Genomic DNA, 26087 nt, shown 5'->3' with positions numbered 1-26087 from the left:
AAAAAGTAATCTATTAATAAATTTGATGTCGGTCGCACGAAATTTCTATGTAATCAATTACAAGTTAGATGTCACTCACATAGTGAAACCAAATGACCTATTGCAGACATTTGTGTGATTTACATCACTGCGATGGCGTGTATATTTTCTAGAATGAAATTGAACGTACACCCAAAAGGACAAGAAATGAACGCTAGGATTTTAAAGGCGATTAAAGAGTTACCGACTCCACTCGCGGCTGCGATGGAGGCAATTGTTTCTAATCCGGATTTTAACGCGACCATATCACCGCAAGATTTTGATGAGCTTCTCACGGTTTCTGGCTTGAGCGATGAAGAATTGAGAGTCGCCCTGTTGCCTGTTGCTGCAACCTATTCTCACGCCCCAATATCCAACTTTTACGTTGGCGCTATTGCTCGCGGGGTTTCTGGGCGACTGTATTTTGGTGCAAATATTGAATTTCTAGATGTACAGCTAGGGCAAACCATCCACGCTGAACAATGTGCCATTTCCCGTGCTTGGATGATGCAAGAGCGTGGGATTAAAGATGTGACGGTGAATTTCAGCCCTTGTGGTCACTGCCGTCAGTTCATGAATGAATTAAACACCGCTTCTGAGCTGTCGGTTCAACTTCCAAATCGAAAAGCAAAGACTCTCCACGACTATCTGCCAGAAGCCTTTGGCCCTCAAGATATTGGAATCGAGTCTGCGTTGATGACCGAAGTCGACCATGGTAAAACCCTCGATTCTGATAACGATCTCGTCATCAGTGCGCTGGCGGCTCTAAATATTAGCCATGCTCCTTACTCTCATAACCTAAGTGGCGTAGCTTTACGCACCAAGTCTGGGTTCGTGTTTACGGGCGCATACGCAGAAAACGCGGCGTTCAACCCTAGCCTTCCTCCTCTGCAGGTCGCCATTATTCAGATGATGATGTTGGATATTTCACTGGATCAACTTGAAGAAGCCGTTTTGATCGAAATGCGTGATGCGACATCAAGCCACTTAGCGAATACTCAAGCAACTCTGGAAGCAATCAACCCAGACATTCCACTTGAATACATTTCACTATAAACCGTAACAACTTATACACATTAAGACCTTGAATTTACAAGGTCTTAATGTACTTGGTTGAGAATAACACAAAGCCTTAGCAAACGATTGCGCGCCAATGAAAAATGAGTATGATCCGCCTCATATCACTCAAGATAAGGTTGAACAATGTTTGGTACAGCAACAGGTAAAAAGGCAACACGCGTTCTTCTACTGGGATCAGGAGAGTTGGGTAAAGAAGTGGCTATCGAGTGCCAAAGACTTGGATTAGAGGTCATTGCTTGCGATCGTTATCCGAACGCCCCTGCAATGCAAGTCGCCCACCGTTTTCACGTTCTGGATATGCTTGATGGCGACGCTCTAGCGAATGTCATCGCCCAAGAACAGCCTGATTTTGTTGTTCCAGAAATAGAAGCTATTGCGACAGACAAACTGGTTGAGCTTGAGTCTCAGGGGTTAAATGTTGTTCCAACAGCGAATGCGACCAAGCTGACGATGAACCGTGAAGGCATTCGCCGTTTAGCGGCTGAAGAATTACACGTAAAAACGTCGCCTTATCGTTTTGCAGACAACTTTGCAGATTTCGTTAGTGCGGTTGAATTTGTCGGCACACCTTGTGTTGTAAAACCCATTATGAGTTCATCTGGTAAGGGTCAAAGTGTTATCAAATCCGAATCGGACATTCAGAAAGCATGGGACTACGCTCAAGAAGGCGGTCGCGCTGGCGCTGGTAGAGTGATTGTTGAAGGGTTCATTGATTTTGATTACGAAATTACTCAGCTTACCGTCAGAGCGATTGATGGCGTTCATTTTTGCGAACCCATTGGTCACAGGCAAGAAGATGGCGACTATCGCGAATCGTGGCAACCTCAACAGATGTCGGACACTGCCAAAGCCAATGCACAGGAAGTTGCAAGCAAGGTAGTCAATGCATTAGGTGGGCACGGAATCTTTGGTGTGGAGCTTTTTGTAAAAGGTGACGACATCATATTTAACGAAGTTTCCCCTCGCCCTCATGATACTGGGTTGGTTACGTTAATCTCGCAGGAGATGTCTGAATTCGCATTGCACGTAAGAGCGTTTACAGGTATGCCAATCAATCACATAACCCAATACGGTGCGTCTGCTTCAGCCGTGATCCTTGGTCAGGGTACATCGACTGATATTCAATTTAGTGGCATTGGTGATGCATTAAGCAGTGCTCAAACACAGTTGCGTCTTTTCGGTAAACCCGATATTGATGGACGTCGCAGGCTGGGCGTGACTTTGACTCGTCGTGATACTATCGAGCAAGCGGTTCAAGATGCAGTAGAAGCGGCTTCTAAGATAAAAATCGAATACTAAAAGTAAGACTTTGTGACTGCTCGATTTGGCTAGCTCAACTGAAAAGCCAGCATACAATTATGCTGGCTTTCTCTTAATTTGAATTTGGGCGAAGCCGACTCACTCTAGGCTTCCGGTTCTATCACCCAAACCTCTTCTGCAAATCGAGTCAATCCCTTTTGAATTCTAGGGTGGCTTTCATCAGCATCTTCACGAGATACTCGTGTGACTTTAAACCCAGAGAACAATTCATGTATTTCGGTTGCGGGAACGCTGAATGGTGGCCCTGTCATTTCTTTTTGGTCATAGTCCAATGAAACCAAAAGAATTTTGCCACCTGGAAGCAGTAGCGATTTCAGCCTTTCTACATAGTCGCGTCGTATTTCTTTAGGTAAAGCAATCAACGCAGCGCGATCATAAACCAAATCAACAGGTTGTATCGGCGCTGTAAAATAATCGCCCGTGTAAATACTTAGCTCATCAAATTGATAGAGTTCATGCTGACCAGAAATTGTTGTGACGGTGGGTGTATAAAACTGTTCGGCAAAAAAGGCTCTCACCGCAATATCACTAAGCTCTACACCTTGAACGTCTTCGTGGAATTTGGCTAACCACACAAGATCTTCAGACTTTCCACATAAAGGGACAAATACTTTCTTTTCACGGCTAGGTTCGAGTAATTTCCAATGTTCAATTAATACGGGGTTTACATCGGTTAAGTGAAACCCTATTTGGTTAGATGCCCATTTCTGATGCCAAATTTCTTGGTCTTGCATTACCATTCCTCAAGCTAATACCGTTTTGTAGAGAATATAGGATCGCCTCTTAAACGGAAAGAGATGATGCTGATTGGCGAAGAAATGATATACCCGAGTCACCTCAAGATACTAGGTTCAGCGAGAGTTAACTTGGGTATACAAGCTAATTGGAACTAAAGTGCTAATTATTTGTTTCACTCCCCACCAAGGCTAGCTACTCAAATTGGGTGAACATCACACTTTCATAAAGTTTTGCGTTAAACCTTAGTTTCTGTCATGGATTTAATGCACTAATCACCGTAATTTGTGCCGCATAAAACTACAAATACAAACGTCAGGTTTAAAAATGGCTAATCGCACACTTATATTTGGCAATATAGGCGCGGGAAAGTCTGCTTTAGCAATAAAAGTTTCGTCTATCACCGGGCAAAAACACATCGAGCTCGATGAATTAGCATGGCACGACGAACAGCATTCTATTGCAGAAAAAATGCAGTTTCTTTCTAGTGAGCTTCAACATCTAAACACTTCGGGTAACTGGGTAGCAGAGGGCGTATTCGGACAGTCGCTTTCAAAGCTTATGGTAAAAACCACACAAGTTATATTTCTGGATATGCCTTTGCTTGTTTGTCTGAATCAATTAGATAAACGATATAGAAATAAACTGCACGTTTCCGATCTAGAACGTCAAAAGCTATGGGCAAGATCATACTACCAAAGGGAAACTGCTAACTCTTATGCCTACCATAATGAGCTTTTCGATCGTTTTTCAGGGCATAAAATAAGGATATCCGACGCAAAATCGCTGAAGGAATTCTGCACCAAACTCGATCGCACAAAAAATGCGCACAACCTCACACTAATCGACTAAATATACCGCTAGGGGTTGGAACTTAACCCTTTCATCCCTATCTAATCTATATCTGCCAAATGCAGACTATTCAACTTCTTAACGCGTTTAGTACCCTTTTTGTACACAATTTACTGCGCTTAAACTAGGAGTATGAATGAACCTGTTTCTGAAAACTACGGCTTTGATGCTATTGCTTCTGAGTAAAGCACCTTTTGCTGCCGTAAACTCTCCAACGTATAACTCCGACTCTGCACGCTCTTCTGGCACTTCTCAAAACCAGCCAAATGCCAATGTATTTCGACGTAGCTTGAGCGGTCTGTATAGCATTCCTTCAACTAACGCTAAACCCATTCAACCTTATTCAGACTTTGATGTGTTGTATTCCAAAGCTCATCAAGCGCAATTTGAATTGGAGAACCTTTGTAAAACGGCTGGAATGTTGAGCGGAACGACCCCTTATTTCGCAGGTGTTAAGAGTGAATCCAGAGCAAAAGACAAAATTGAAAAAGAGTTAGATGGAAACGTATCAAGGATTACCGATTTAGCGCGAGCAACCTTAGTTGCTAAAGACATCCCAAGTTTGGTTACTGCCTACGAAATGCTTCATAAAAACGCAAAAATTCTGAAAGTGAAGAATCGCTTCAAATCCCCTACACCTTCCGGTTACAGAGATCTTAATGTCTTGTTGGAATTGCCCGGTACTAAGCTCATTGCAGAAGTACAGTTGCATTTAAGTGATATTGCAGAAGTGAAGAGTGGTGCAGAGCATAAAATTTATCAGAAGATTCAGTTTATTGAACGTACGGCTGCGATTGAATCTAGAGAAATGAATGATATTGAAATTCAAAACATAAAACAGTTAAGGTCGAAAGCCAAAACCTTGTATCAAAACGCTTGGCAACCTTACATTGCGCCTCAGGCTGCTTAAGGTCTGTTGATTGGAGTATTGGAGAACTAGCTGCGAAAAAGTAACGAACCGTAAAGCTAGAAACCAAGAGGCTACTAGAAGCCGAGAAGCTACTAGAAACCAAAAAGATGCTAGAAACCAAGAAGCTGCCAGACTTAAGATTTATACCTTAAGTCAAGCAGCTTCAAGCAGTTGAGTTTCCCACGCAGCAAAACGAATACGTCTAAAACCACCATAAACCAAAATGACCGCAAGCGAATGCGGTCAATTTGCTTAGGCTACTTTTCAACCTTGATGTTTTCGACCCGGGCTTTTAATTTTTGACCTGGACGGAACGTAACAACACGTCGAGCAGTAATTGGAATGTCTTCGCCCGTTTTAGGGTTACGACCCGGTCTCTGATTTTTATCGCGAAGATCGAAATTCCCGAAGCCTGACAGTTTTACCTGTTCGCCACTTTCTAGGGCTTTTCGAACTTCCTCGAAAAACACTTCAACCGTTTCCTTGGCATCCCGTTTACTGTATCCGAGCTTTTCAAACAGGTTCTCAGCCAAATCGGCCTTTGTGAGCGCCATAAAACTTCCCTCAAAGCTGTGTTAAACAATAGCTACAAAAACTGTAGCGCCAAAGCACTTTGTGGGACCTTTAAGGTAGCTGAAGACCCCACAAACAAAAGTGTATGCCAAGCTTATGATTTTCGCCAATTTTTTTCTAATGCCATATTAAGCACAAACTGTAAGTAGCTGATAATTTACTCAACAGAAGTAATGTTTTAAGGACAAATAAACCAACAAAACCACAAAACACAACATACAAACCCACTAAACATCGAAATAAAAGTGAATTAGACTAATGTAAATTTTGTGTACTTTTTACATGTTTTATTAGGTAATTCATAAAGTTGAGACAATATTTCCGAACTTTTGCGATTAGAGACACATCATTTATGAAACCAAAATCAGATGGTTCAAGTGCATAGCAACAAACAACCATCGGAGCCTGTTATAACTTTTAATGGATTAATTTAAACACCCAATACCACTATTCGCTTTCTGGCTCTGGTCGGCACACCCCAACTCAGAAACTCCACTTAATTTGAGCATAAATGGCAGTAGCGGATGTTTTACCGAATACGCTATTTTCTCTTCCATCAAAGCGCTGAATCACTCCGATCAGTTGCGCCTCATCTGAGATCGAGTAACTCGTGTTCGCGCCTAAAAAGAGGGAACCATCACCATATAATGTAGAACTGAATGTTAATCGCATGAGCGGGGATACATCGAACCCTAAGTCAACATAAGCGGTATGCTCATCGAAGCTCATGGTTCTCGGTGAAATTGGCTTGTTAAGATAATTAGAGCCGCTATTTGGCTCTTGTGGTTCAGAGATATAAAGCGTAGCGACTCTTCCCAACCAGTTTCTTCTCCCACCAAAGCTATAATCCACTTCGACACTGGCTATGATAGTGGCGGTGAGCTCTATCTCTTTCCATTTTTCTTTAGTTGGTGAAAAATAGCTTACCTCGCCTCTTACGCCAGCGCCTTTAATATCGCCTGCAAAACCCGCCCCTATTACCGAATCCAGTTTGGCTTTGCCTACCATTAATTGGTAATCCCAACCCGAGTCATTTCCTAGATACCGAGCCGAGTAACTGCTTTGGTCATCGTCTTCGCTGGGTGAATACACCACGTCAAAACTGCTCGCGTAACCCAAACTTCGGCTGAGTTGTAATGCGTCTGCTCCACCTTTCTCTTCATAATCAAAATCATAGATAGAATAGGTGTTGTAGATATCATTTGGGTTCCATATTGTGGTCATCGCCCAGTTAATGCGAAACCGCCCAGCTCTGGCTCGCCATTCACGTCCGGAATAGTCTAGATAGGCTCGGTCAAATTGTGTTGTTCCAATTTGCCTGCCGTTGTCATGCCAGTTGCTCGTTAAATCAAAGAACCCATCATCCTGACCGACTGCGCTTCCGTAATTGGGGTTGTTAGTGACGGAATCTCCCCAAATATAGCGGTTTCTCATGCTAACGTTGGCTCGGAGTGCCGAGCTAAAGCGATATTCAAAGTTAAACCGTTGGTGTAAGAGATGATCCGTTAAGTGAGTACTTGAAGAATCGGCTGCATTAAAAGTCGCCATATACTTAATATAGCCACCCAGATCCCAATTTTTTTCGGGTACTAACCCTGGAATCTGGGCAAAGCTAGAAAACGAAGCACAAGTTGCAATCAGATAACTCGCTGAAAACAGATAACTTATCGATTTCATACCAGTTCCACGTCAACTCGTTCGTTTTGTTGCTTGTCTTCTGTCAATTGACCGTCTTCAAAAACAATCACGCGCTTAGCGCGTTTGATGACCCTTGGGTCGTGAGTGGAGAATATGAATGTTGTTCCCTCTTCATTGTTCAAACGCTCCATAATATCTAACAGCTCCGCCGTGCTTTTTGCATCCAAATTTGCCGTTGGTTCATCTGCCATTACAAAACGAGGTCCGGGAGCAAGCGCTCTCGCCACCGCAACCCGTTGCTGCTGCCCACCGGATAGTTTGGCAGGTACTTTGTGCATTTGATCTTTCAAGCCAACGTTTTCGAGTAGTGCTGACGCTCTGCTTTCACACTCCTGAGTTGTTCGACCTTGCAACTGCATGACAAATTCAACATTTTCTAGAGCGGTCAATACTGGAAGTAAACTGTAGTCTTGGAAGATAAACCCAATATGATCCCGACGAAACGCTATCAGTTCTTTTTCTGGTAAATCACAAATATCGCAACCATCAATGCTGACCTTTCCTGCGGAAGGTGTATCGATTCCACCGAGCATGTTCAAGAGCGTGGTTTTTCCAGAGCCGGATGGCCCCATAACCGCGACGAATTCTCCTTGTTCAATCGTCAAATCTAGCGCTTTAACCGCATGCACGGGAAAGTCACTGTCTTGGTTATAGGTTTTGCGTAGCCCATTTATTTGAATAGTCATATTTAATGCTTCTCCGACATAGCTTGCACTGGTTGTTGCTTAAGAATTTGCCTTGCCGGATACAGTGCAGCAATGACACTGGCAAGAACGACCGTAAACACAATAAGTTGATACTCTGATAGCTGGATGCGCGGATACAACACAGTGTCTACACCATAAGCACCTAACGCATCTGACATGATGCGGAGATCAAGCCCTGTATGATTCAAAATGAGAATCAAGGTTACGCTGGCTAGCACACCCAAACATGCTCCTAATGCGCCTAAGAACGTTGCTTCGCATAGAATGAGCGTGAATATTCGATGTTTTTGCATCCCTACTGCCATGAGCACACCAAACTCTCGTGTACGCTCAAAAACAGACATTAGCAGAATATTGACAATCCCGAAGCCCATCGCGATAACAAACACACCCAAAATTAAGCCGTTACTCGTGGCCATTGAACTTTGCGCAGACGCAAGCATCGGCTGAATTTGACGCCAACCTCGCGCTTCACTGTCATTAGGCAATATGGTGTTTATTGATTCTAAAAATGCTTCTATTGATTCGACCGACGGATCTTTTAGTAGGATGGCCACTTCATGTGAACCTTCAATGCCTGCTAACTTCGTTAAATCGGATTTCCTTACATAGATATTGCCGTCGTCAAAACTGCTTGAAGGCGTTTTGAACACACCTCTTACTCGGAACGCTGCACCAGCAACCTCATTATTGGTGTCTGAAAAAGTGAGCACTACTTTTGATCCGACCCTCAAGTTAAGCCTTTGTGCTGTTTTTTCAGAAACGAGAACGGGGTTCCGACCTTCCTTGCTTAACCAGTCCCCTTTAACGATGTGAGATGACAATGGCGTTATTTTCCGCTCTGAGTCCAAATCCACTCCATTGATTTTTATGCCTCTATTGCTTCTCGCAGACGCAACCATTCCGTGGACAAGGAACCGGGCTGACATTTGCACCACATCGGAACGACTTTCGATTGCCTTCAACATCGCCTCCGAATCTGGAATAATCGCATTGAGATCTGGGTTGTCAGAATAAGATTTGTGATGAATTTGAACGTGGCTAGTTTGCCACGAGATGGCGTTACTCAGCATGCTATCCATTAAGCCATTCATAAAGCCCATGATGGAAACCACCCCAAGTAACCCAAATACCATGGCGCCTAGCATGATCCCTGTGCGAATTTTATTTCTCCACAAGTTGCGCCAAGCCAGTTTAATCAGCATGTGCGCCCCCTTTTAGTGCATTCACTAAATCCATCCGATACACCCTAAACATTGGGTAAAGCAGGCATAAAACTAACAGACCAATAATGATGGAAACCTGATTCACATATAGGCTTGCAGATAATGCAAAGGGAAGAATGGGCTCCATACCCGCTTCTAGCATAAGCGTTGCAGTGTCACCGGTTAGCTGGATAGGATTGAAGTAAAAGTAAATTAAGATTGGTGTTGCTAATAACATTCCAATAAAAGCGCCAAGCGCACCAATGAAAATAGACTCTATGCCAATCAATGCGAGTAAGCGGCTTCTGAGTAACCCTGTCGCTAGCATGACACCAAACTCACGTTGTCGCTCTAACGTCATCATGAGAATGGTGGCAAATAGCCCAAAGCCAACAACACCATAAAGCACTAACATCATAAAGATGCCCCCTGCTTTATCCATTTGAATGTTCTGGGCGGTTTCAGGAGAAAGGTCTCGCCAATCCCTCACTCGCACATCTGAACCAAAAGCGTCTTTTAACTCTTTTACCTTTCGGTCTAAGTCATTAAGATCTTCAACGTGTATAACCCAATTGGTGATTTGGTTATCTGTGCTGAACATTAGCTTTGCTTGCTCAAGCGGAATGTAAACCAGCTGGTTTTCCAATTGGGGAATAGGAAACGAAATTAGCCCTGCCACCTTAAACAACCCTGCCGCGGTTTGTCCTCTATAACCTTGCCCATAGAGCACCAACTCATCACCGACAGACAAATTCATATGGCGTGCTAGCGATTCACCCACCAGCACTTCCTGATCTTCTGGATTCAGATAGTGACCTTGAATTACCTTTTCACTTAGCTTTGCGTAGCTGTCTTCAAGCTCTGGGGCGATGCCAATAACCATGACACCTTTGGATTTTTCTTTCGCTGCTGCCAACGCAAATGATTCAATACGAGGGAGTATGTGAGTAAATTCAGGGTCTTTTGTTACAGGGGAAATAAACTCAGGGGATGCCGGAATCAAATCATCAATACTGTTGCTCTCACCAAAATTTGGATGCTGTAACTGAATTAACCCTGTAGAAAAGCGCGCGCTGTTTTCGATACTGTTGCTGTAGGTCCCTTCTTGTAACGAGCGCATAACGAGCGAAAGAAACAACGCTAATGCTAATGCAGAAGCTGTGAGTAGCGTTCTGCGCTTTTGCCGCCATAAGTTACGCCAAGCTAACGTAAATAGCATGATATGTCCTTAACGGAGTAAAGGCTGCCGATTCTGAGTTTAGGGTCTGTTGACCCTAGTCACGTAATGTTTTCATTTGTGATTGTGAGAAAAAGTCGTCACCTATCTCAAAATCAAACTGGGCTTCATGTGTGATCATTTCTGTTTTCTGACCCGGCTTATCTGCCGGAATCATTTCCATTCGGGTCGCGATATTTCGCCCACCGAGTTCTTTCACTTCGTAGGTACTAAGCGTGTTCACTAACTCATCAAATTCGTCATAAAACTCCACCTTTCTTTGGAGGTAGGTGCCTTGTGAAATCCACAATGTTACTTTGCTCCAGACAACAGGCGCATCTGGTTTGGCGGTTGCTTCAATCTTCCATGTTGATACCGAGTCAAACGTATCTTCTCCCACCAGTTCATGGGTATAGTCGACAACAATGGAAGACTGATTAATGAGATCATCATTGGTGAAGTCAGACCCCATCCAAGATTGTCCTAACATGGAAGGCGCAATTTTAATCACCCTCTCGATTCCGGGTATCCAGTTCCACATTTCTCGATATCTTTTTAATGAAGTAGAACCTTTATCCTTTGCAGGCGCCGTGACCAAAACCAAAGAAAGGTCTTGCCCTTTACTCCAAGATTTCATGCTCATGGAACGAGTCCAATCAGGACGGACAATGTTCATTGTAGAAACGGTGTAACTAGAGTCTCCACGCATTTGCTTATCTGACTTGATTATGATGTCTTTAGCGGTGAGAGACGATGCCGAGGCATCCCCCAAAAAAGGTAGAGCGATGATAAGAATTAGTAGCCAACGTTTCATGTTTTCTCCAAAACCTAAGTTATATGAACATGATGATATATTTTGGATTAACGATGCGTTAAGGAAGATCAAATTGCCAGACGATTTACAACTCTCTGAATAAAAGCGGGATGACAGGTACAAAAAAAGCAGGCTAATTCGCCTGCTTTTTGTCTATTTGGTAAGAATCAACTAGTCACGTAGTGAAGCACCAAACTTCTCAGAGACGTGAGCGACGATCGCATCAACCGCACCCGCGATGTCTGCATCTTCTAGCGTGCGCTCTACTGATTGTAATGTTAGCGCGATAGCTAGGCTCTTCTTGCCTTCTTCAACGCCTTTACCTACGTAAACGTCAAATAGCTTGGCACCTTTCAAGAACTCACCACCTTGTGCTAAACATGCAGCAACGATGTCGCCAGAAGCGACAGCTTCATCAACAACAACGGCAATGTCACGACGGTTTGATGGGAACTTAGAAAGCTGTACTGCTTCAGGAATCACTTTCGTGTTGATCGCTGACCATTCAACTTCGAATACGATAGTACGACCGTTTAGACCGAACTTACGCTCAAGTTCTGGGTGTACCGTACCGATTACACCTACCTGCTTCCCACTGACAATTAGTGCTGCAGATTGACCAGGGTGAAGCGCTGGGTTCGCTGCTTTATCTTCAGCAGAAAGCGCTGCGAAAGAGTAAGCAACTTCGTTTGCAGTTAACTCAAGAACGGCTTCTAGATCGCCTTTAAGGTCGAAGAAGTCCACTGTGTTTGTCTCGATATCCCAGTGCTCTTCACCGCGAGTACCTGCGATAACACCTGCAAGCATCGGCTCTTGACGCATACCGTTTTCGGCTGATTCACACGGAATGAAACGTAAACCGTATTCGAATAGACGAACACGTGGCTGTTGACGTTTCTGGTTATGAACTACTGTGTTTAATAGACCTTGGATAAGACCTAAACGCATCGCTGACATATCCGCAGAAATTGGGAATGGCAGGATTAGCGGTTCAACACTTGGAACAACGAGCTTTTGCTGCTCTGGTTCAACGAAGCTGTACGTAATCGCTTCTTGGTAACCGCGGTCAACAAGTAGGTTACGAACGCGTTTTAGCGGGATATTCGCTTCAACGTGGTTGTGCATCTGAAGTGCAGCAACTGGACGTTGGTTAGGAATATTATCGTAACCGTAGATACGACCCACTTCTTCAATTAAGTCTTGCTCGATAGCTATATCGAAACGCCAAGTTGGGGCTGTTGCTGTCCAACCTTCGTTCGTGCTTTCTACCGATAGACCAAGACGCTCTAGGATTTCAGCCACATCGCTATCTGCAATATGGTGACCTAGTAAGCTATCTAGTTTAGTGCGACGCAGTGCAACTGTGTTTGCTTTTGGCAGGTCTGCTTCGGACTCAGCACCCACTACTGGCGCAACTTCACCACCACAGATCTCAACGAGAAGTTCTGTCGCGCGTTCCATTGCGTTTGCTTGTAGTGCGAAGTCCACACCACGCTCAAAACGCATTGAAGAATCAGTGTGCAAGCCATAACTACGAGCGCGACCACGGATGTGATCCGGTGCGAAGAACGCACACTCAAGTAGAACGTCTTTAGTCTCAGTCGTTACACCAGACTCTTCACCACCAAAAATACCCGCGATTGCTAGCGCTTTGCTGTGGTCTGCGACAACCAAAGTGTCGGAGTTTAGTTCAGCTTCATTGCCATCTAGAAGAGTCAGCTTCTCGCCCTGCTCTGCTAGACGAACCACGATACCACCTTCGATCTTCGCGAGATCGAATGCATGCATTGGTTGGCCTTGCTCTAGAAGAATAAAGTTGGTGATGTCTACCACTGGATCGATAGAACGAATACCACAACGGCGAAGTTTCTCTTGCATCCAAAGTGGTGTTTCAGCTTGAACGTTAACGTTCTTAACTACACGACCAAGGTAACGAGGACATGCATCTGTCGCTTTTACGTCGATAGAAATCGTGTCATCGATAGAAGGTGCAACTGCATTTACTGCTGGCTCTGTAACGTCTGCACGGTTCAAAACACCAACTTCACGTGCCATACCACGAATGCTGAAACAGTCAGCACGGTTAGCCGTTAGGTCTACGTCTACTGTTACGTCATCAAGACCTAGGAATTCGCGGAAATCAGTACCGATAACAGCGTCTTCAGATAACTCTAGAATGCCATCAGATTCTACATCGATACCTAGCTCAGAGAATGAACAAAGCATGCCGTGAGATGGTTGACCACGCAGTTTTGCTTTTTTGATTTTGAAATCGCCTGGTAGCACAGCACCAACTGTTGCTACAGCAACTTTGATACCTAAGCGACAGTTAGATGCGCCACAAACGATGTCGAGTAGTTCTTCAGCGCCAACATCTACTTTTGTTACACGTAGCTTGTCTGCATCTGGGTGTTGACCACACTCAACCACTTTACCTACTTTAACGCCAGTGAAGGAACCAGCAACAGGCAGTACGTCGTCTACTTCTAGACCCGCCATCGTAATTTGGTGTGTAAGTTCGTCAGTCGATACCGCAGGGTTTACCCACTCACGAAGCCATGATTCGCTAAATTTCATAGTGATGTATCCCCTGGATTACTTGAACTGTTTTAGGAAACGAAGGTCGTTCTCGAAGAACGCACGAAGATCGTTTACGCCGTAACGAAGCATTGTTAGACGCTCAACGCCCATACCAAATGCAAAGCCAGAGTACTTCTCAGGGTCGATGCCTACGGCACGCAATACGTTCGGGTGAACCATGCCACAACCTAGAACTTCAAGCCATTTGCCATTCTTACCTTTCACGTCAACTTCTGCTGAAGGCTCTGTAAATGGGAAGTAAGAAGGACGGAAGCGAACTTCTACTTCTTCTTCAAAGAAGTTACATAGGAAATCATGCAGGATGCCTTTTAGCTGTGCGAAGTTTACGTTCTCGTCGACTAGCATGCCTTCCACTTGGTGGAACATTGGCGTATGCGTTTGGTCGTAATCGTTACGGTAAACACGGCCCGGTGCGATGAAACGGAATGGTGGTTTACCATTTTCCATCGTACGGATCTGAACGCCAGACGTGTGAGTACGTAGCATAAGATCTGGGTTAAAGAAGAACGTATCGTGGTCAGTACGCGCTGGGTGATCTTCTGCGATGTTTAGTGCATCAAAGTTATGGAATGCATCTTCAATCTCAGGACCAGACTCAGTGTTAAAGCCTAGCTCACCAAAAAACTGCTCAATACGCTCAACTGTACGCGTAACTGGGTGCAAACCACCGTTCTCGATACGGCGACCTGGTAGCGTTACATCAATAGTTTCAGCAGCCAGCTTTGCTTCAAGTTCTGCACGTTGTAGTGCATCTTTACGTGCTGCGATAGCTTGTTGAACTACGCCTTTCGCTTTGTTGATTTCTTGACCAGCAGTACGGCGCTCTTCTGGTGGTAGTTTACCTAGGCTTTGAAGCTGAGCGGTAAGCTCACCTTTTTTGCCTAGATACTGAACACGCACTTCATCAAGTGCAACTAACGAATCCGCCGCTTCAATCGCTGCGTTCGCATTAGCAATGATCTCTTCTAGATGTTGCATCGTTTCCTCATCTACCTATGTAAAGAACATAAGTGGTAGTGTCTATAAGGTTTCCCTGATGGGATTCTTGGGTATTTTTAAATAGCTTTACATAGTAATCAAAGCGATGGGTAAATCCAAACCCAATTCCACTTTCATGCGCTTTACGGGTGAAAAAACATCAAAAAATTGCGTTTGATACCCATTGTTAGCAAAAAGCGCTGCTTTCACAGGTTTGATCTACTTTATTTGGGTTTGTGAAATCCATATCACCTCATCCCAAAAATCAAGGCGATCAAATATGAGAAAGCACGACATCGGAAACAAATAAACTTTAATATGCTCACAAAATAATGAATAAAAATTAAGTCTTTATTTAGGGGCTCAGGAATGAAGGAAAATTTACTTATTTTTGTTTGAAATACTGAGGGTTTAAACTAGGATTACTTATGTGGCGCAAGCTACAGTCTTACTCGCAAAACACTTTAAAGCCGGGCATTGCCCGGCTTTGTTTTTTAGGTCGATTTACGTATTTACAGCATGGAAGCGACTTTTCTGAATTACTGGGTTTTAGCTCTAAAAATAATACTCCAATGACAGCTCTACAAAGTCATCTTGCCGACCAAAATACAGCAAGTCTGTCGGTGTATCATTTTGCAGTAACCAAGCATCTACTCGCCACTTCCATTGATTATTGATTCGGCTAGATGCTTCCACTCTTCCGTTAAAAACATCGCTGTTATCTAAGTCTTGCGTTACTCCAACAAGAAACTCTGTTCCTTCTGCGTCATTAGCGACAAGACGAGCACCAAAAAACACATCATTTTGCCCTATATTTTGTGCATTGTTTCCTCGGGAATCGTAAAGATACTCGGCAATCATTCCTACGTCCCAATCGGATTCAGCAAAGCCCACGAGGGTATATTCAAACCCAGCGACAACCCCTGTGTGGTTATCAAAACTGTCACGGTAAATCGTTTCGAGTTTCCATAACCAGTCGCCTACAATCCCTTGAAGGTCGAAACCAACTTGAGACATCTGGGCGTAATACGGTTTTACTTCACCATTGTCCATTCGAAAGTATGGATCACGGTTTGTGCCATTAAAGTAAGAAAGCCCGACATCCCAATCCCCAAGCATTTGGCTGTATCGAAAAGCGAAATCAACGTGTTGTTCTTCTTGCGACGACTCATACAACGCATCATCAGAAACGGGGAGTCTCAGCCTTCCATCTTCCCCAGCAAACGTTCGTTCACGGAAATACGGCAGAACCAATGCATCAACAATGCCCCATTCACGATCCATTGTTACCTGCACCATGGGCTGACCCAGCTTTTGCTCCCCATCCAAAGACTCAACCGAATCTGATTGGTTTACCACATCCACTAAGTGCGCCGATTCTGTTACTCCCCAGAACACTTTGCCAATACCTGCGCGCACTTCGTAGCTGTCAAACACATGCAAATATTGAAGCTCTCGAATGTCTGCGTGTGTTCTTTCTTTATCTAAGCTGTCTAACCGAGCAAATGGCATAAAGCTCCACTCACCATTGCCAGACTCAGTCGTCCAATACCATTGAGGCTTTAGAACCAAAGAAGATTGCTCTTTCCCTTGTCCATCCAAACCGGATTGAAAAAACTGCCTGTGTTCCAAATTTACCTGACCACTAAATTCTGCTGCTGCAGGCAGTGCAATTAAAGCCGCTAAAGCAGTTGCTATTCGTAATGTCATCGCACTTCCCTATCGCACTCGTTTCAACGTGTTTTTGCTAAAATCACTGTCGCTTAACCCATTTTTGAAAGCGAGTTCTTCGGTGCTTAGAACCGTACTTTTTCCTGATTGGTGATTCACCATTTTCATTGTGTGAGCACGCCAGTATTTATCCTCGTATACGCGATAGTCTGAAAATGTCAGTGTTTTTAATAGAGAACGCTTTCTATCGTAAAACTCGACTTTCAATGGGCGGTAATGCATTTGGTCAAGCCAGACAAGCTGTTTGGTGTAACCCGAGTTTTTGTCCGTCGGGATTTGCTCAAGCAGGAAGACAGGTTCTCCTTCTACGACATCATCTTGGATATAACTAAATTGATACTTTTCTATTTCAAACGAACTTAGGTCTTCATAAGCGAACTCACTGCCCATAAAGGGACCAGATTTGTTACGCGAAGATATGCGCTTCACTCGTTTTAACGCAGGGAGGTAAAGCCATTGGTCATCCGGTTCAGTTGCGTGTGAATGGTTAAGAAACGCCGTTCCTTTTACATCGCGGGGCTCGTCAAAAATCGTTAACCCTTTATCACCATCCCCATCGATTTCTAAAGATTTCAATCGCATTAGTCTTGAGCTGCTTTCACCCTGCGCATTTTGTAATACCATGCTCATGGTCGCGATTGAATCTTGCCAGCCTGTATCTCTGGCTTTTCTTTCACTTGCAATTTCAAGCCCTTTGGCACTATCAGCAAAGACCTGTCCAGAGAACAAAGCACTAGCCAGTAAAACAGAGGTATATTTAAATTTCATGGTGTAATCCTTTAATTCAAAGCAGGCGGCATCACCACCTGCACAAATGTTATTGAGAGACGGTTCCAGGTTTGTTCAAGGAAACAGTGCGTTCGGTTTTTTCTTCTTCCACTTTGTCTTTATCAAACAGCATCAAAAGCGTCGGCAAGAATAAGAAATCGACAACCAACGCTAGGAATATGACAAGTGCACTCAACTGCCCCATATCTGAGTTCAGACGGAAACTCGACATTGCCAAAATTGAAAATCCAACAACTAAAACGACAGTAGTAATACCTAACGCTCTTCCAACGGTGTTAAACGCATATCGAACCGCTTGCTCAGCGTCCTTACCTTCCTTACGGGCACGTTGATACTTGCTGAGGAAATGAACCGCATCATCCACGACGATTCCCAACGTTAAAGTAACCACAACAGACAAGCCTAAGTTGATCTCGCCTGAATACAGCGCCCACATTCCAAATCCAATAACTGCTGGAGCCATATTAGGCACGATGCTGATCACCCCTAATCGAACCGAACGGAGTGCGAATATCATCAGTGCTGAAATCAAAATCAAAGTGATTGGAAGCGTTGCCAGCATGCTTGCCATGTTCGTTTCCCCAATATGGGCAAACATTAAGGTCGGGCTAGAGGCAGAAATTTCATATTGTGGCGCATTCGTTGCGAACCAGTTGTAGATACGGTTTTCGATATCAACCAGCTCTTTACTTCCAAGGTTCTGAGTAGTAAGAACCAACTTCACTGAAGATTTGTCCACATTGACTTGGTTGTTGAGATCTAAGCCATAAGGCAACGACATTTCATACATCAACAAATACTGAGCCGCGAGTTCTCTGTCTTGAGGAAGCGTGTAATAGAACTCATCGTCGCCATGCATGTTTTTATTCAATCGCTTGTAAACGTCTGCAAGAGAAGCAACATGATCGGTTTCTGGCTGAGCACGAAGCCAATCGGTGAAGCTTCCTAACGTTTCTAAGAAGGCTGGTGCTGCGATACCCTGAGATTCTCCGGTTTTAATCGCAATGTTGATGTTCGTCATACCTGAAACATTGGCTTCCATGAAATCTGCCGCTTGGCGAAACTCACTGGTATGGTCGAAATACTTCACGGATTCATCGTTGATTTCGTTTTGAGGAATCAATACTGCAGAAACAACAATCACAACGACAGATAGTGGGAGTAGGATTTTTCTTTGGTTTACAACGAAGCTACCAAAACGATCCATGTAGCTCGTTTTGCCTTCTTCTTGTGGCTTAACTTTAATTGGCAGTACTTTTAAGAGAGCAGGAAGAAGCGTTACTGAAAGCACGCACGCAATCATGACACCTAAAGCCGCAAGGTTACCGAAATCTCTCAGTACTGGAGAGTCGGACATGTTCATCATCAGGAAGCCAAGAGCGGTTGTTACTGACGTGATCAAAATAGGTGTAAAATTCAGCCAGACACTATGCGAAATTGCTTCATTTTTGCTTTTTCCTTCAAGCATGGACTGGCGCATGGTTGCAATAACGTGAACACAATCCGCAACGGCCAGTGTCAAAACCAATGTAGGAATATTGACGGTAGCAGTACTAAGGAACATACCCGCCCAACCTGATAACCCCATGGTTGCGGCGACAGAACCAATGATAACGACGAGAGTTGCAACAACGCTTAAGAATGAACGTAACATGATGGTTAAGAAAACCAAGATGGCACCCAGCATTGCAGGTACGAGGGTTGAACTGTCTTTCTGAGCAGAGACCATAAAGGCATCATTCAGCGCCACAATCCCCGCTTTATAGAAATCTACATTTGGGTATTGGGCTTCATATTTTGCAATTAACTCGTCTGCAAACGCCACAACTTCAATGAGCTCTGCCGTTTCATCTTTTTTAGGCAGTTGAAGCGTTACGTTAACAATCGTTACGTGACCATTATCTGAAACAGCAGACTTTACGAGTACTGGCTCTGAAAGTGCTATCTCTTTAATTTTATTAATTCTTGCTGGTGTTAGTTCATAATCTTCGAACAGAAGATCTTCCACCAAGAGGTCGTCTTCAAACGCTTCAGTATGTTGATAATTTGAAAGTGAATCCACGCGGCTTGAGAAAGGAACTTGCCATGCGTCTTCAGTCAGCGCTTTAACTAATCCTAAGGTCTCTTTGCTAAAGACATTTCCATCGTCAGGGGCTAGAACAATAGCGAGATTGTCGGTTTTATTGAATGTGGCTTGAATTTCTTCAAAAGCCTGAAGTTGTGGGTTACTACCATCAAAGAAAATGTTGTAGTCGCCACGGAAATAAAGATTTTTACCGCCTATAATCGCTGCAATCAATAAGACGGTGGTTATCAGTAGAACCCATGGCGTATGGCTAATAGGGCTTCTCAATAACCTAGTGAAAAGGTTTTGTTCAACTTTCATCACACTCTCCGTTTGTGACGTTTCGTCATTTATATGCAATTTAAAACCAGCTCATGCTGGTTAAAATTACTCTACTAGATCGATCCGAGGTATTATCCCTCGATATCATGTAAAATATGACGAATCGTCACCGAAGAGCCTAAATAATCCCGCCTAAGCGGGTTTATTAGAAAGCTTATCTTAGCGCCCTACAGACTCAAGGTAAGCAATTTCTTCAGCAAATATCTCTTGCTCAACCTTTTGACAGGTCTTGCGATAATCCCATTCCGTAGACAGCGGCTTCCATTGAAGCCCATCCAAAACAATATTGGAGTTTTGTAACACTGAGAAAGGGTCTTGCAAGCGATTTATACAGTAGCTGTTTGTCGAGTTTTTAGCGAGTGCGTTTGAACCAAACGCAACAGACCAATTTGCAAATACGATGGCATCAGAGCTTAGACCTGGGCTGTACTTTAAGTCCCCAACTTCAACCGCTTGTTGCACCAACTTGTCTGCTTGATCAATGACTTGTTCTTCTAAGTCATTCAACTCTTTTACTCTTTCAGGAGAAGCCTTCTCCAAAACCCAAGGCGTTTTCGACGTTATCACACAATCAGATAAAACAGGCTCTAACCGTACATAAATTCTATACGCGGTATGCATTGCCATGACTTTCTCGCGTGTTGTACCTTCGTAAGCCATTGAACGCCCGAACATCATGGCTTCTTTTTTCAAAGAATGAATACAAAGTGCAAGTACAACGTCTTCTTTACTGCAAAAGTGGTTATAGATAGTACCTTTAGAGTATGGGCTGCGAGACGTTAGCTTATCCATAGTGAAATTGGCAAAACCTTGCTCTTTCACTAATTCTTGAGCTAGCTCAATCAGTTCCATTTCTCTGTTTGCAATAGCTTGCTGCTTCTTAGTCATCGATAAAGAGCACTTTTGCTTTGCGTACCTACTGTCTTTGCTACAACCAAATCCAAACATGGGTCGATCACCGTATAAATATAAACTTGCTCCTATCTCATTGTAACACGTCCACTATTTCTGTATAGGATGATACTTTAGTGACGATGCGTCATTTTTGACACTTCGTCATAATAGATGATCAATTGAACATATCAAGCAGTTTTTGTGATTTAATGATATTTAGTATCAATACTGTGAATGTAAGAGGTCTGCGTAATGTTTGGAAAAACCAATTTACTTATGTTGTTTTTGTTGGCGACGATCAGCTCTCACTCCTTTGCTCAAACCTCTTATTCTCTTGAGAAAGTAGGTGAAGTAAAAGGTGTGCCTTGGGGGCTGACATTTGTTGACGACGGTTTAGCGTTTGTGACAACCCGTGAAGGGAATGGCTATCTATTGAATGTTAAAACGAGCGACTTAACCCGTGTATCTGGGCTACCCGACGTTTATGCGCGGGGACAAGGGGGATTAATGGATGTCGCAATTTCCCCACAAAGCCTTGAGTCAGATAACTCGGCTATAACAAACAAGAATGGCAAACAGCTCTATTTCACCTACAGCAAACCTGCTAAAGGAGGCTCTGCAACTGCGTTGGCAACCGCAAAGTTGGTGGGCGCAACTCTAAAAGATTGGAAAGATCTTATCGTCACCCAATCAATCACTGACACAAGCCGCCACTATGGAAGCAGAATCGCGTTTGATGATAATGAGCATCTGTTTTTCAGTATTGGCGATCGAGGTGAAAGACCCAATGGTCAGGATTTGACGACACATGCGGGTTCCATACTTCGATTAACCCTCAATGGAGCACAACCAGCCAGTAACCCAGATTTAGGTGGGCATGCACTTCCAGAGATTTGGAGCTACGGTCACCGTAACCCTCAAGGCCTATTTTTTGATAAACAATCTCAGCAACTTTGGTCTGTCGAGCATGGGCCTCGCGGCGGAGATGAAATCAACCTCATTTTGAAAGGCAAAAACTACGGTTGGCCTATCACCTCTCATGGAAAAGAGTATTGGGGACCAATTTCTGTCGGTGAGTCTGCAGAAAAAGCCGGAATAGAATCGCCGAAGAAAGTTTATGTACCTTCGATTGCACCGAGTAGCTTAGTGCTTTATCGAGGAAAGCATTACCCAGAGCTCAACGGAAAAATTCTTATCGGTGCTTTGAAGCTGACTCACATAAACGTGGTCGACCCACAGTCGTTTGCTGAAACTCGATTGTTTGCCGATCTGGGTGAGCGAATCCGCTCAATAGCGATATCACCGAGCGAACACCTTTACTTCAGTACAGATAATGGAAATATCTACCAAATTTCAACAGCTAAAATTGAATAGAGAGTTGATGCGACAAATACTGCCAAACTATCTTGAGGTGCAGGCTTTATGTAGACTGGCTTGTAACCTCAAGAAAGGAACATGATGTAAATGAAACAACTGATAGAATTTATTCCTCTCATTATTTTCTTCGTGCTTTACAAAATGTACGACATCTATGTGGCTACTGGCGCGCTTATTGTCGCGACTGCCATTCAAATTGTGTTGACCTTCATCGTCTATAGAAAATTTGAGAAAATGCAGTTGATCACATTTGTTATGGTCGCGGTATTTGGCGGTATGACGTTGTTTCTGCAAGATGAAAGTTTCATCAAATGGAAAGTCACTATTGTCTATTTGGTGTTTGCGATTGGTTTGTTTGTCACTCAACTAATGGGTAAACCTCTTATTAAAGGTATGCTAGCCAAAGAAATCAGCCTACCTGATTCTGCATGGAGCAAAATCAATTACGCTTGGATTGTTTTTTTCTCATTTTGTGCCGCTTTAAATGTATATGTTGCCTTTACAATGTCTTTAGATATTTGGGTAAACTTCAAAGTATTCGGCTTACTAGCAGCCACCTTTGGATTTATGATCCTTACCGGCATCTACATCTATAAACAGATGCCTAAAGACCAGCAGAAAGATAGCCAAGATTAATTTATACACTCAAGCGATTTAGAAAGCCTCAAACGTTGTTTGAGGTCTTTTGTCTTGGTAGTATCCCCTCCCCCTAATTAACCCGACTTCTTTATGAGGCAATTTGCCTCTGCTGTTTTGGAAAAATAGATGCGTTATTACCTAACAAAAATAATGGGTGGCTATATATGAGCACACCAAAAGGGCAACTCCTTACTCGAACTTTGGCAATGCCAGGCGACTGCAATGCCAATGGCGATATTTTTGGCGGCTGGATTATGTCTCAGCTGGATTTGGCCGGTGGGATTTTAGCTAAAGAAATTTCAGGAGGACGAATTGTTACGGTCTCCGTCTCCAGTATTACATTCAAGAAACCAGTAAAGGTAGGCGATGTGGTGTGCTGTTATGGGGAATGTACCAAAATCGGGCGCACCTCAATGAGCATTGAGCTGGAGGTATGGGTAAAACCCGTCAAAGAAGATGGTGTTAAAGACCGATTTCAAGTATGTGAGGCGACGTTCAATTATGTAGCCATCGACAGTGATGGAAAACCACGACCAATCCCAACGAACTAACGAAGCAAGGTGTCAGATGATTCATTTTCGACAAGGACAGTCTCGATTCAACTTCAGGAGTGCAGCCATCATTATTGATGAAGGGCATATCCTCCTGCATACCAGCAAGAACGACGATTTTTGGTCTTTACCTGGTGGTAGGGTCGAATTTTTTGAACACTCTGACGACACCCTTGTTAGGGAAATTGAAGAGGAAACAGGTCTCAAAGCTGCAGTACAAAGGCACCTGTGGTACATCGAAAATTTCTTTGAATACGACGGAAGTAAATACCACGAAATATCCAACTGCTTTCTCATGAACTTGGACACACCGCAAGCAATACCCAAAGATAAAGAGTTCTTTGGCGTTGAGGAAGACAGCCCATTAATTTTCAAATGGTTTCCAATAGAAGATGCCAAACAGCTCTCTATCTATCTAGAGTTTCTGAAAGAACGCTTGAGTGACCTTCCAAATCACTTAGAGTTCATCAAAGAAGATAAACTACAAAAGTGATAAAGCTTTTCTAGTTGAAACTCACATTTTTAAGCCATTTAAAAGTAAATATCTTTTGCAGAACAAGATCTTTGCTTTGAATCGGTTTAGTATCTCTCTAACTAATCAATTTGAACAGGAAGTCTTATCTATGTGGTACGTGATTTTTTCTCAGGATGTTGAGAATTCCCTAGAAAAACGCCTAAGTGTTCGTGAGCGACACCTTGCTCGATTGCAAACACTCCAAGATGAAGGTCGTTTACTTACAGCAGGACCAATGCCAGCAGTAGACAGTAACGACCCTGGTGCAGCGGGCTTCACAGGTTCAACCGTGATTGCAGAATTTGATTCTCTAGAAGATGCAAAAAGCTGGGCAGACGCAGACCCATATATAGAAGCTGGTGTATACGAAAACGTCATCGTAAAACCTTTCAAGAAAGTGTTCTAACTTTATGTCGAAATATTCTTTAGCCAAAGTGATTGGCACCACGTTGCTGTCTGTTGGGCTACTTGCAGGGTGTGCTTCTTCTGACAGCAAGCAAAAGCAAATAGAGCTTATTGCGCAGCATAGAGCAAGTGTTCTTTCTGCTGGTCTACCAACTGAAGTTGGTGCACTCAATATCATGAAAGCAAGAGCCAAGTCTGGCGTGGTTGAACTGCTCATGATTTACAATCAAGATCAGGGAAAAATTGCTCCACAGGAGCTTATGCATAACGCCATCAAATATTACTGTTCAAGCAATGAAGTGAAAGCTGCCTTAGAACAAGGCGTGCGCTATCGCTTAATGTTGCGAAATACTCGAGGGCAGTTAATCGTCGATCAGGCAGTTGCTATTGAGCACTGCGACAAAAAATAGATTAGGGTCTGTGAATTGGCTTAGACATATCGCTCTATCCGTTCACTTGGCACTGCTCGTATACACGACACTGCTCCTATAAACGCGCCTAACTCGGCGCGTTTTTTATTACTATGACTAGGCTTCACACCTTGCGGCGCGATTACAAGGCATAGAACTCGAACAAAATTCGACCACGAAAGTTCAACAGAATCTAAAGAACTTTAGAGAAAGTCCTCCGCATTAGACGATTAATTCACCCAATCAATCAAAAATGACCCTCTTTCATGGTCTTAAAGTTAAATTTTTGAAAAATTAAGCCATAATTGAAAGGAAACAAGCGTGAATGAGGTCTGATATTGCGATGGAATAATTCACTGTCTCGATGTTGTTTTCACTTTTCAGGGGATTCGTTTTACAACGAAATTGGATGTTCGCAGTCACTGCTTTCTTGAAGACGTTTAAGGATTAAAGTCAAATCAGGAACTAAGTGATTGCGCATTGTATTTATACATTTAAAAGGATAATCATGAAAAAGCTCATTTCTTCATTGTGTATTGCATTGCTTTCACTGCCAGCAGCGGCTGCAGAGCAATGGAAAGACATTGAATTAAAAGCCCGAGGTCAAACCGTATTTTTCCATGCTTGGGGTGGCAGCCAACAAATCAACAACTATTTACGCTGGGCCGACAAGGAATTGCAACGCCGATACGGTGTTGAATTGAAACACGTAAAAGTCACTGATATTGCAGAAACCAGCTCTCGTCTATTGGCCGAGAAAACGGCTGGAAAAAATAGTGACGGCAGCGTTGACATGGTTTGGATTAATGGTGAAAACTTCAAGTCGATGAAAACCAATGAGCTGTTACATGGTCCATTTGTGGAAGGGTTACCTAGTTGGCAATATGTCGATAAGTCGTTACCTGTCGATAGCGATTTCTCAGAGCCAACTCTTGGGCTAGAAGCACCATGGGGCGTTGGACAACTTGTTTTCATCCACGACTCTAAAAAGTTGAATAACCCACCAGCGACATTTACTGAACTATTAAGTTATGCACAAGCTTACCCTAATCGTATTAGTTACCCTAAGCCACCGCAATTTCACGGTACAAGCTTTTTAAAAGCGCTGCTTATCGAGCTAACAAATAACGACTCTCGCCTGATGAAGCCTGTGTCGGATGCCGAATTTGCACAAATAACTCAACCACTTTGGGCTTACTTAGACAAGCTACACCCAAATAGCTGGAAACAAGGTAAGCAGTTCCCATCGGGTTCACAGCAAACGATGCAGCTATTGGATGACAGCCAGTTGGATTTAGCCATTACATTCAACCCTAACGCTGTCTTTTCTGCTCAAGCAGATGGGACGTTATCGGAAAGCACCAAAGCTTATGCAATGGACTCTGGCGCACTATCGAATATCCATTTCCTAGCCATTCCGTGGAACGCACGTGCGAAAGAGGGAGCAAAAGTTGCCATCAACTTTTTGCTTAGCCCAGAAGCACAATCTCGCAAAGGCGACTTAGAAATATGGGGCGACCCAGCTGTACTGGAATCTAAGCATTTAACAGGCAGTGCAAAGAACACTAAATTGTTTAAATCCGTTGCCGAGCCACACCCAAGCTGGCAGATCGCGTTAGAGCAAGAATGGCTTAAGCGCTACGGTCAATAAACCTATTCCTCC

At 43.6% G+C, this 26087-nt stretch carries 24 protein-coding genes; 11 read left to right on the top strand and 13 right to left on the bottom strand.

What is annotated here, in order from left to right:
• Positions 1-186: 186 nt before the first annotated feature.
• A complete protein-coding gene (cdd, locus tag CW749_RS25940; protein ID WP_101115361.1) occupies positions 187-1074 on the top strand; it encodes a cytidine deaminase in 888 nt (295 codons plus the stop codon).
• A gap of 147 nt (positions 1075-1221) precedes the next feature.
• On the top strand, positions 1222-2397 hold the full coding sequence (purT, locus tag CW749_RS25935; protein ID WP_101115360.1) for a formate-dependent phosphoribosylglycinamide formyltransferase: 1176 nt from the start codon (positions 1222-1224) through the stop codon (positions 2395-2397).
• Positions 2398-2501: 104 nt separating this feature from the next.
• On the opposite strand, the gene CW749_RS25930 is transcribed toward purT, so the two are convergent.
• Positions 2502-3152 carry a thiopurine S-methyltransferase gene (locus CW749_RS25930; RefSeq protein ID WP_101115359.1) on the bottom strand — a complete coding sequence of 217 codons (651 nt, stop codon included), beginning with the start codon at positions 3150-3152 and terminating at the stop codon, positions 2502-2504.
• 328 nt (positions 3153-3480) lie between these two features.
• Between CW749_RS25930 and CW749_RS25925 the strand changes: the two genes are divergently transcribed.
• Together CW749_RS25925 and CW749_RS25920 are read left to right on the top strand one after the other, a co-directional pair.
• Positions 3481-4005, top strand: coding sequence for a hypothetical protein (locus tag CW749_RS25925; RefSeq protein WP_101115358.1), 525 nt, complete (start codon positions 3481-3483; stop codon positions 4003-4005).
• Between the two features lie 136 nt (positions 4006-4141).
• Positions 4142-4915, top strand: a complete 774-nt coding sequence (locus CW749_RS25920; protein WP_101115357.1) for a RelA/SpoT domain-containing protein — start codon at positions 4142-4144, stop codon at positions 4913-4915.
• A 257-nt stretch (positions 4916-5172) separates the two neighbouring features.
• Here the strand turns inward: CW749_RS25920 and ihfA are convergent, their stop codons facing one another.
• The 12 genes from ihfA to CW749_RS25860 all read right to left on the bottom strand — a co-directional run bounded on the left by ihfA (position 5173) and on the right by CW749_RS25860 (position 20582).
• Positions 5173-5469 (bottom strand): integration host factor subunit alpha, encoded by a 297-nt coding sequence (gene ihfA, locus CW749_RS25915; RefSeq protein ID WP_101115356.1) that lies wholly within the window; start codon positions 5467-5469, stop codon positions 5173-5175.
• 502 nt (positions 5470-5971) lie between these two features.
• A complete protein-coding gene (locus tag CW749_RS25910; protein ID WP_101115355.1) occupies positions 5972-7165 on the bottom strand; it encodes a hypothetical protein in 1194 nt (397 codons plus the stop codon).
• A complete protein-coding gene (locus tag CW749_RS25905; protein ID WP_101115354.1) occupies positions 7162-7872 on the bottom strand; it encodes an ABC transporter ATP-binding protein in 711 nt (236 codons plus the stop codon). Before CW749_RS25905 ends, CW749_RS25910 begins: the two co-directional genes overlap by 4 nt.
• Positions 7873-7874: 2 nt before the next feature.
• Positions 7875-9098 (bottom strand): FtsX-like permease family protein, encoded by a 1224-nt coding sequence (locus CW749_RS25900; RefSeq protein ID WP_101115353.1) that lies wholly within the window; start codon positions 9096-9098, stop codon positions 7875-7877.
• Entirely contained in the window at positions 9088-10317 is a 1230-nt protein-coding gene (locus tag CW749_RS25895; protein WP_101115352.1) for an ABC transporter permease, read from the bottom strand. The genes CW749_RS25900 and CW749_RS25895 overlap by 11 nt, the downstream gene beginning before the upstream one ends.
• Before the next feature lie 55 nt (positions 10318-10372).
• Positions 10373-11128 carry an outer membrane lipoprotein-sorting protein gene (locus CW749_RS25890; protein ID WP_101115351.1) on the bottom strand — a complete coding sequence of 252 codons (756 nt, stop codon included), beginning with the start codon at positions 11126-11128 and terminating at the stop codon, positions 10373-10375.
• 171 nt (positions 11129-11299) lie between these two features.
• Positions 11300-13705, bottom strand: a complete 2406-nt coding sequence (gene pheT / locus CW749_RS25885; protein WP_101115350.1) for a phenylalanine--tRNA ligase subunit beta — start codon at positions 13703-13705, stop codon at positions 11300-11302.
• A gap of 18 nt (positions 13706-13723) precedes the next feature.
• A complete protein-coding gene (gene pheS, locus CW749_RS25880; RefSeq protein ID WP_101115349.1) occupies positions 13724-14707 on the bottom strand; it encodes a phenylalanine--tRNA ligase subunit alpha in 984 nt (327 codons plus the stop codon).
• Between the two features lie 555 nt (positions 14708-15262).
• Positions 15263-16417 carry a hypothetical protein gene (locus CW749_RS25875; protein WP_101115348.1) on the bottom strand — a complete coding sequence of 385 codons (1155 nt, stop codon included), beginning with the start codon at positions 16415-16417 and terminating at the stop codon, positions 15263-15265.
• A gap of 9 nt (positions 16418-16426) precedes the next feature.
• On the bottom strand, positions 16427-17206 hold the full coding sequence (locus CW749_RS25870; protein WP_101115347.1) for an outer membrane lipoprotein-sorting protein: 780 nt from the start codon (positions 17204-17206) through the stop codon (positions 16427-16429).
• A 49-nt stretch (positions 17207-17255) separates the two neighbouring features.
• On the bottom strand, positions 17256-19613 hold the full coding sequence (locus tag CW749_RS25865; protein ID WP_101115346.1) for an MMPL family transporter: 2358 nt from the start codon (positions 19611-19613) through the stop codon (positions 17256-17258).
• Positions 19614-19793: 180 nt separating this feature from the next.
• Positions 19794-20582 (bottom strand): TetR/AcrR family transcriptional regulator, encoded by a 789-nt coding sequence (locus CW749_RS25860; RefSeq protein WP_101115345.1) that lies wholly within the window; start codon positions 20580-20582, stop codon positions 19794-19796.
• A gap of 198 nt (positions 20583-20780) precedes the next feature.
• On the opposite strand from CW749_RS25860, the gene CW749_RS25855 reads away from it, so the two are divergent.
• The 7 genes from CW749_RS25855 (at position 20781) to CW749_RS25825 (ending at position 26075) form a co-directional block, all read left to right on the top strand.
• Positions 20781-21902 (top strand): PQQ-dependent sugar dehydrogenase, encoded by a 1122-nt coding sequence (locus CW749_RS25855; protein ID WP_101115344.1) that lies wholly within the window; start codon positions 20781-20783, stop codon positions 21900-21902.
• 90 nt (positions 21903-21992) lie between these two features.
• Positions 21993-22541, top strand: coding sequence for a septation protein A (locus tag CW749_RS25850; RefSeq protein WP_101115343.1), 549 nt, complete (start codon positions 21993-21995; stop codon positions 22539-22541).
• Between the two features lie 167 nt (positions 22542-22708).
• The gene (yciA, locus tag CW749_RS25845) at positions 22709-23095 is read left to right on the top strand and encodes an acyl-CoA thioester hydrolase YciA (protein WP_101115342.1); all 387 of its coding nucleotides are present in this window, start codon (positions 22709-22711) and stop codon (positions 23093-23095) included.
• Between the two features lie 16 nt (positions 23096-23111).
• Positions 23112-23588 (top strand): NUDIX hydrolase, encoded by a 477-nt coding sequence (locus CW749_RS25840; RefSeq protein ID WP_101115341.1) that lies wholly within the window; start codon positions 23112-23114, stop codon positions 23586-23588.
• Positions 23589-23718: 130 nt separating this feature from the next.
• The gene (locus CW749_RS25835) at positions 23719-24015 is read left to right on the top strand and encodes a YciI family protein (RefSeq protein ID WP_101115340.1); all 297 of its coding nucleotides are present in this window, start codon (positions 23719-23721) and stop codon (positions 24013-24015) included.
• A gap of 4 nt (positions 24016-24019) precedes the next feature.
• A complete protein-coding gene (locus CW749_RS25830; protein ID WP_101115339.1) occupies positions 24020-24424 on the top strand; it encodes a GspS/AspS pilotin family protein in 405 nt (134 codons plus the stop codon).
• A 508-nt stretch (positions 24425-24932) separates the two neighbouring features.
• Entirely contained in the window at positions 24933-26075 is a 1143-nt protein-coding gene (locus tag CW749_RS25825) for an ABC transporter substrate-binding protein (protein WP_101115338.1), read from the top strand.
• Positions 26076-26087: the final 12 nt, after the last annotated feature.

The sequence above is a fragment of the Vibrio sp. vnigr-6D03 genome (assembly GCF_002835515.1).
GTDB lineage: Bacteria > Pseudomonadota > Gammaproteobacteria > Enterobacterales > Vibrionaceae > Vibrio > Vibrio penaeicida.
Note: the sequence above shows the minus strand (reverse complement) of the source record. Positions and strands in the feature narration are given on the sequence as shown.

What these genes read in the sequence shown, in the direction of transcription:
- CW749_RS25860 (WP_101115345.1), bottom strand. Translation starts at nt 20,582, where the DNA reads ATGTTTGGATTTGGTTGTAGCAAAGACAGTAGGTACGCAAAGCAAAAG.
- CW749_RS25910 (WP_101115355.1), bottom strand. Translation starts at nt 7,165, where the DNA reads ATGAAATCGATAAGTTATCTGTTTTCAGCGAGTTATCTGATTGCAACT.
- CW749_RS25850 (WP_101115343.1), top strand. Translation starts at nt 21,993, where the DNA reads ATGAAACAACTGATAGAATTTATTCCTCTCATTATTTTCTTCGTGCTT.
- CW749_RS25905 (WP_101115354.1), bottom strand. Translation starts at nt 7,872, where the DNA reads ATGACTATTCAAATAAATGGGCTACGCAAAACCTATAACCAAGACAGT.
- CW749_RS25870 (WP_101115347.1), bottom strand. Translation starts at nt 17,206, where the DNA reads ATGAAATTTAAATATACCTCTGTTTTACTGGCTAGTGCTTTGTTCTCT.
- CW749_RS25920 (WP_101115357.1), top strand. Translation starts at nt 4,142, where the DNA reads ATGAACCTGTTTCTGAAAACTACGGCTTTGATGCTATTGCTTCTGAGT.
- ihfA (WP_101115356.1), bottom strand. Translation starts at nt 5,469, where the DNA reads ATGGCGCTCACAAAGGCCGATTTGGCTGAGAACCTGTTTGAAAAGCTC.
- CW749_RS25865 (WP_101115346.1), bottom strand. Translation starts at nt 19,613, where the DNA reads ATGAAAGTTGAACAAAACCTTTTCACTAGGTTATTGAGAAGCCCTATT.
- yciA (WP_101115342.1), top strand. Translation starts at nt 22,709, where the DNA reads ATGAGCACACCAAAAGGGCAACTCCTTACTCGAACTTTGGCAATGCCA.
- pheS (WP_101115349.1), bottom strand. Translation starts at nt 14,707, where the DNA reads ATGCAACATCTAGAAGAGATCATTGCTAATGCGAACGCAGCGATTGAA.
- CW749_RS25900 (WP_101115353.1), bottom strand. Translation starts at nt 9,098, where the DNA reads ATGCTGATTAAACTGGCTTGGCGCAACTTGTGGAGAAATAAAATTCGC.
- cdd (WP_101115361.1), top strand. Translation starts at nt 187, where the DNA reads ATGAACGCTAGGATTTTAAAGGCGATTAAAGAGTTACCGACTCCACTC.
- pheT (WP_101115350.1), bottom strand. Translation starts at nt 13,705, where the DNA reads ATGAAATTTAGCGAATCATGGCTTCGTGAGTGGGTAAACCCTGCGGTA.
- CW749_RS25855 (WP_101115344.1), top strand. Translation starts at nt 20,781, where the DNA reads ATGTTTGGAAAAACCAATTTACTTATGTTGTTTTTGTTGGCGACGATC.
- purT (WP_101115360.1), top strand. Translation starts at nt 1,222, where the DNA reads ATGTTTGGTACAGCAACAGGTAAAAAGGCAACACGCGTTCTTCTACTG.
- CW749_RS25840 (WP_101115341.1), top strand. Translation starts at nt 23,112, where the DNA reads ATGATTCATTTTCGACAAGGACAGTCTCGATTCAACTTCAGGAGTGCA.
- CW749_RS25895 (WP_101115352.1), bottom strand. Translation starts at nt 10,317, where the DNA reads ATGCTATTTACGTTAGCTTGGCGTAACTTATGGCGGCAAAAGCGCAGA.
- CW749_RS25930 (WP_101115359.1), bottom strand. Translation starts at nt 3,152, where the DNA reads ATGCAAGACCAAGAAATTTGGCATCAGAAATGGGCATCTAACCAAATA.
- CW749_RS25830 (WP_101115339.1), top strand. Translation starts at nt 24,020, where the DNA reads ATGTCGAAATATTCTTTAGCCAAAGTGATTGGCACCACGTTGCTGTCT.
- CW749_RS25835 (WP_101115340.1), top strand. Translation starts at nt 23,719, where the DNA reads ATGTGGTACGTGATTTTTTCTCAGGATGTTGAGAATTCCCTAGAAAAA.
- CW749_RS25890 (WP_101115351.1), bottom strand. Translation starts at nt 11,128, where the DNA reads ATGAAACGTTGGCTACTAATTCTTATCATCGCTCTACCTTTTTTGGGG.
- CW749_RS25925 (WP_101115358.1), top strand. Translation starts at nt 3,481, where the DNA reads ATGGCTAATCGCACACTTATATTTGGCAATATAGGCGCGGGAAAGTCT.
- CW749_RS25875 (WP_101115348.1), bottom strand. Translation starts at nt 16,417, where the DNA reads ATGACATTACGAATAGCAACTGCTTTAGCGGCTTTAATTGCACTGCCT.
- CW749_RS25825 (WP_101115338.1), top strand. Translation starts at nt 24,933, where the DNA reads ATGAAAAAGCTCATTTCTTCATTGTGTATTGCATTGCTTTCACTGCCA.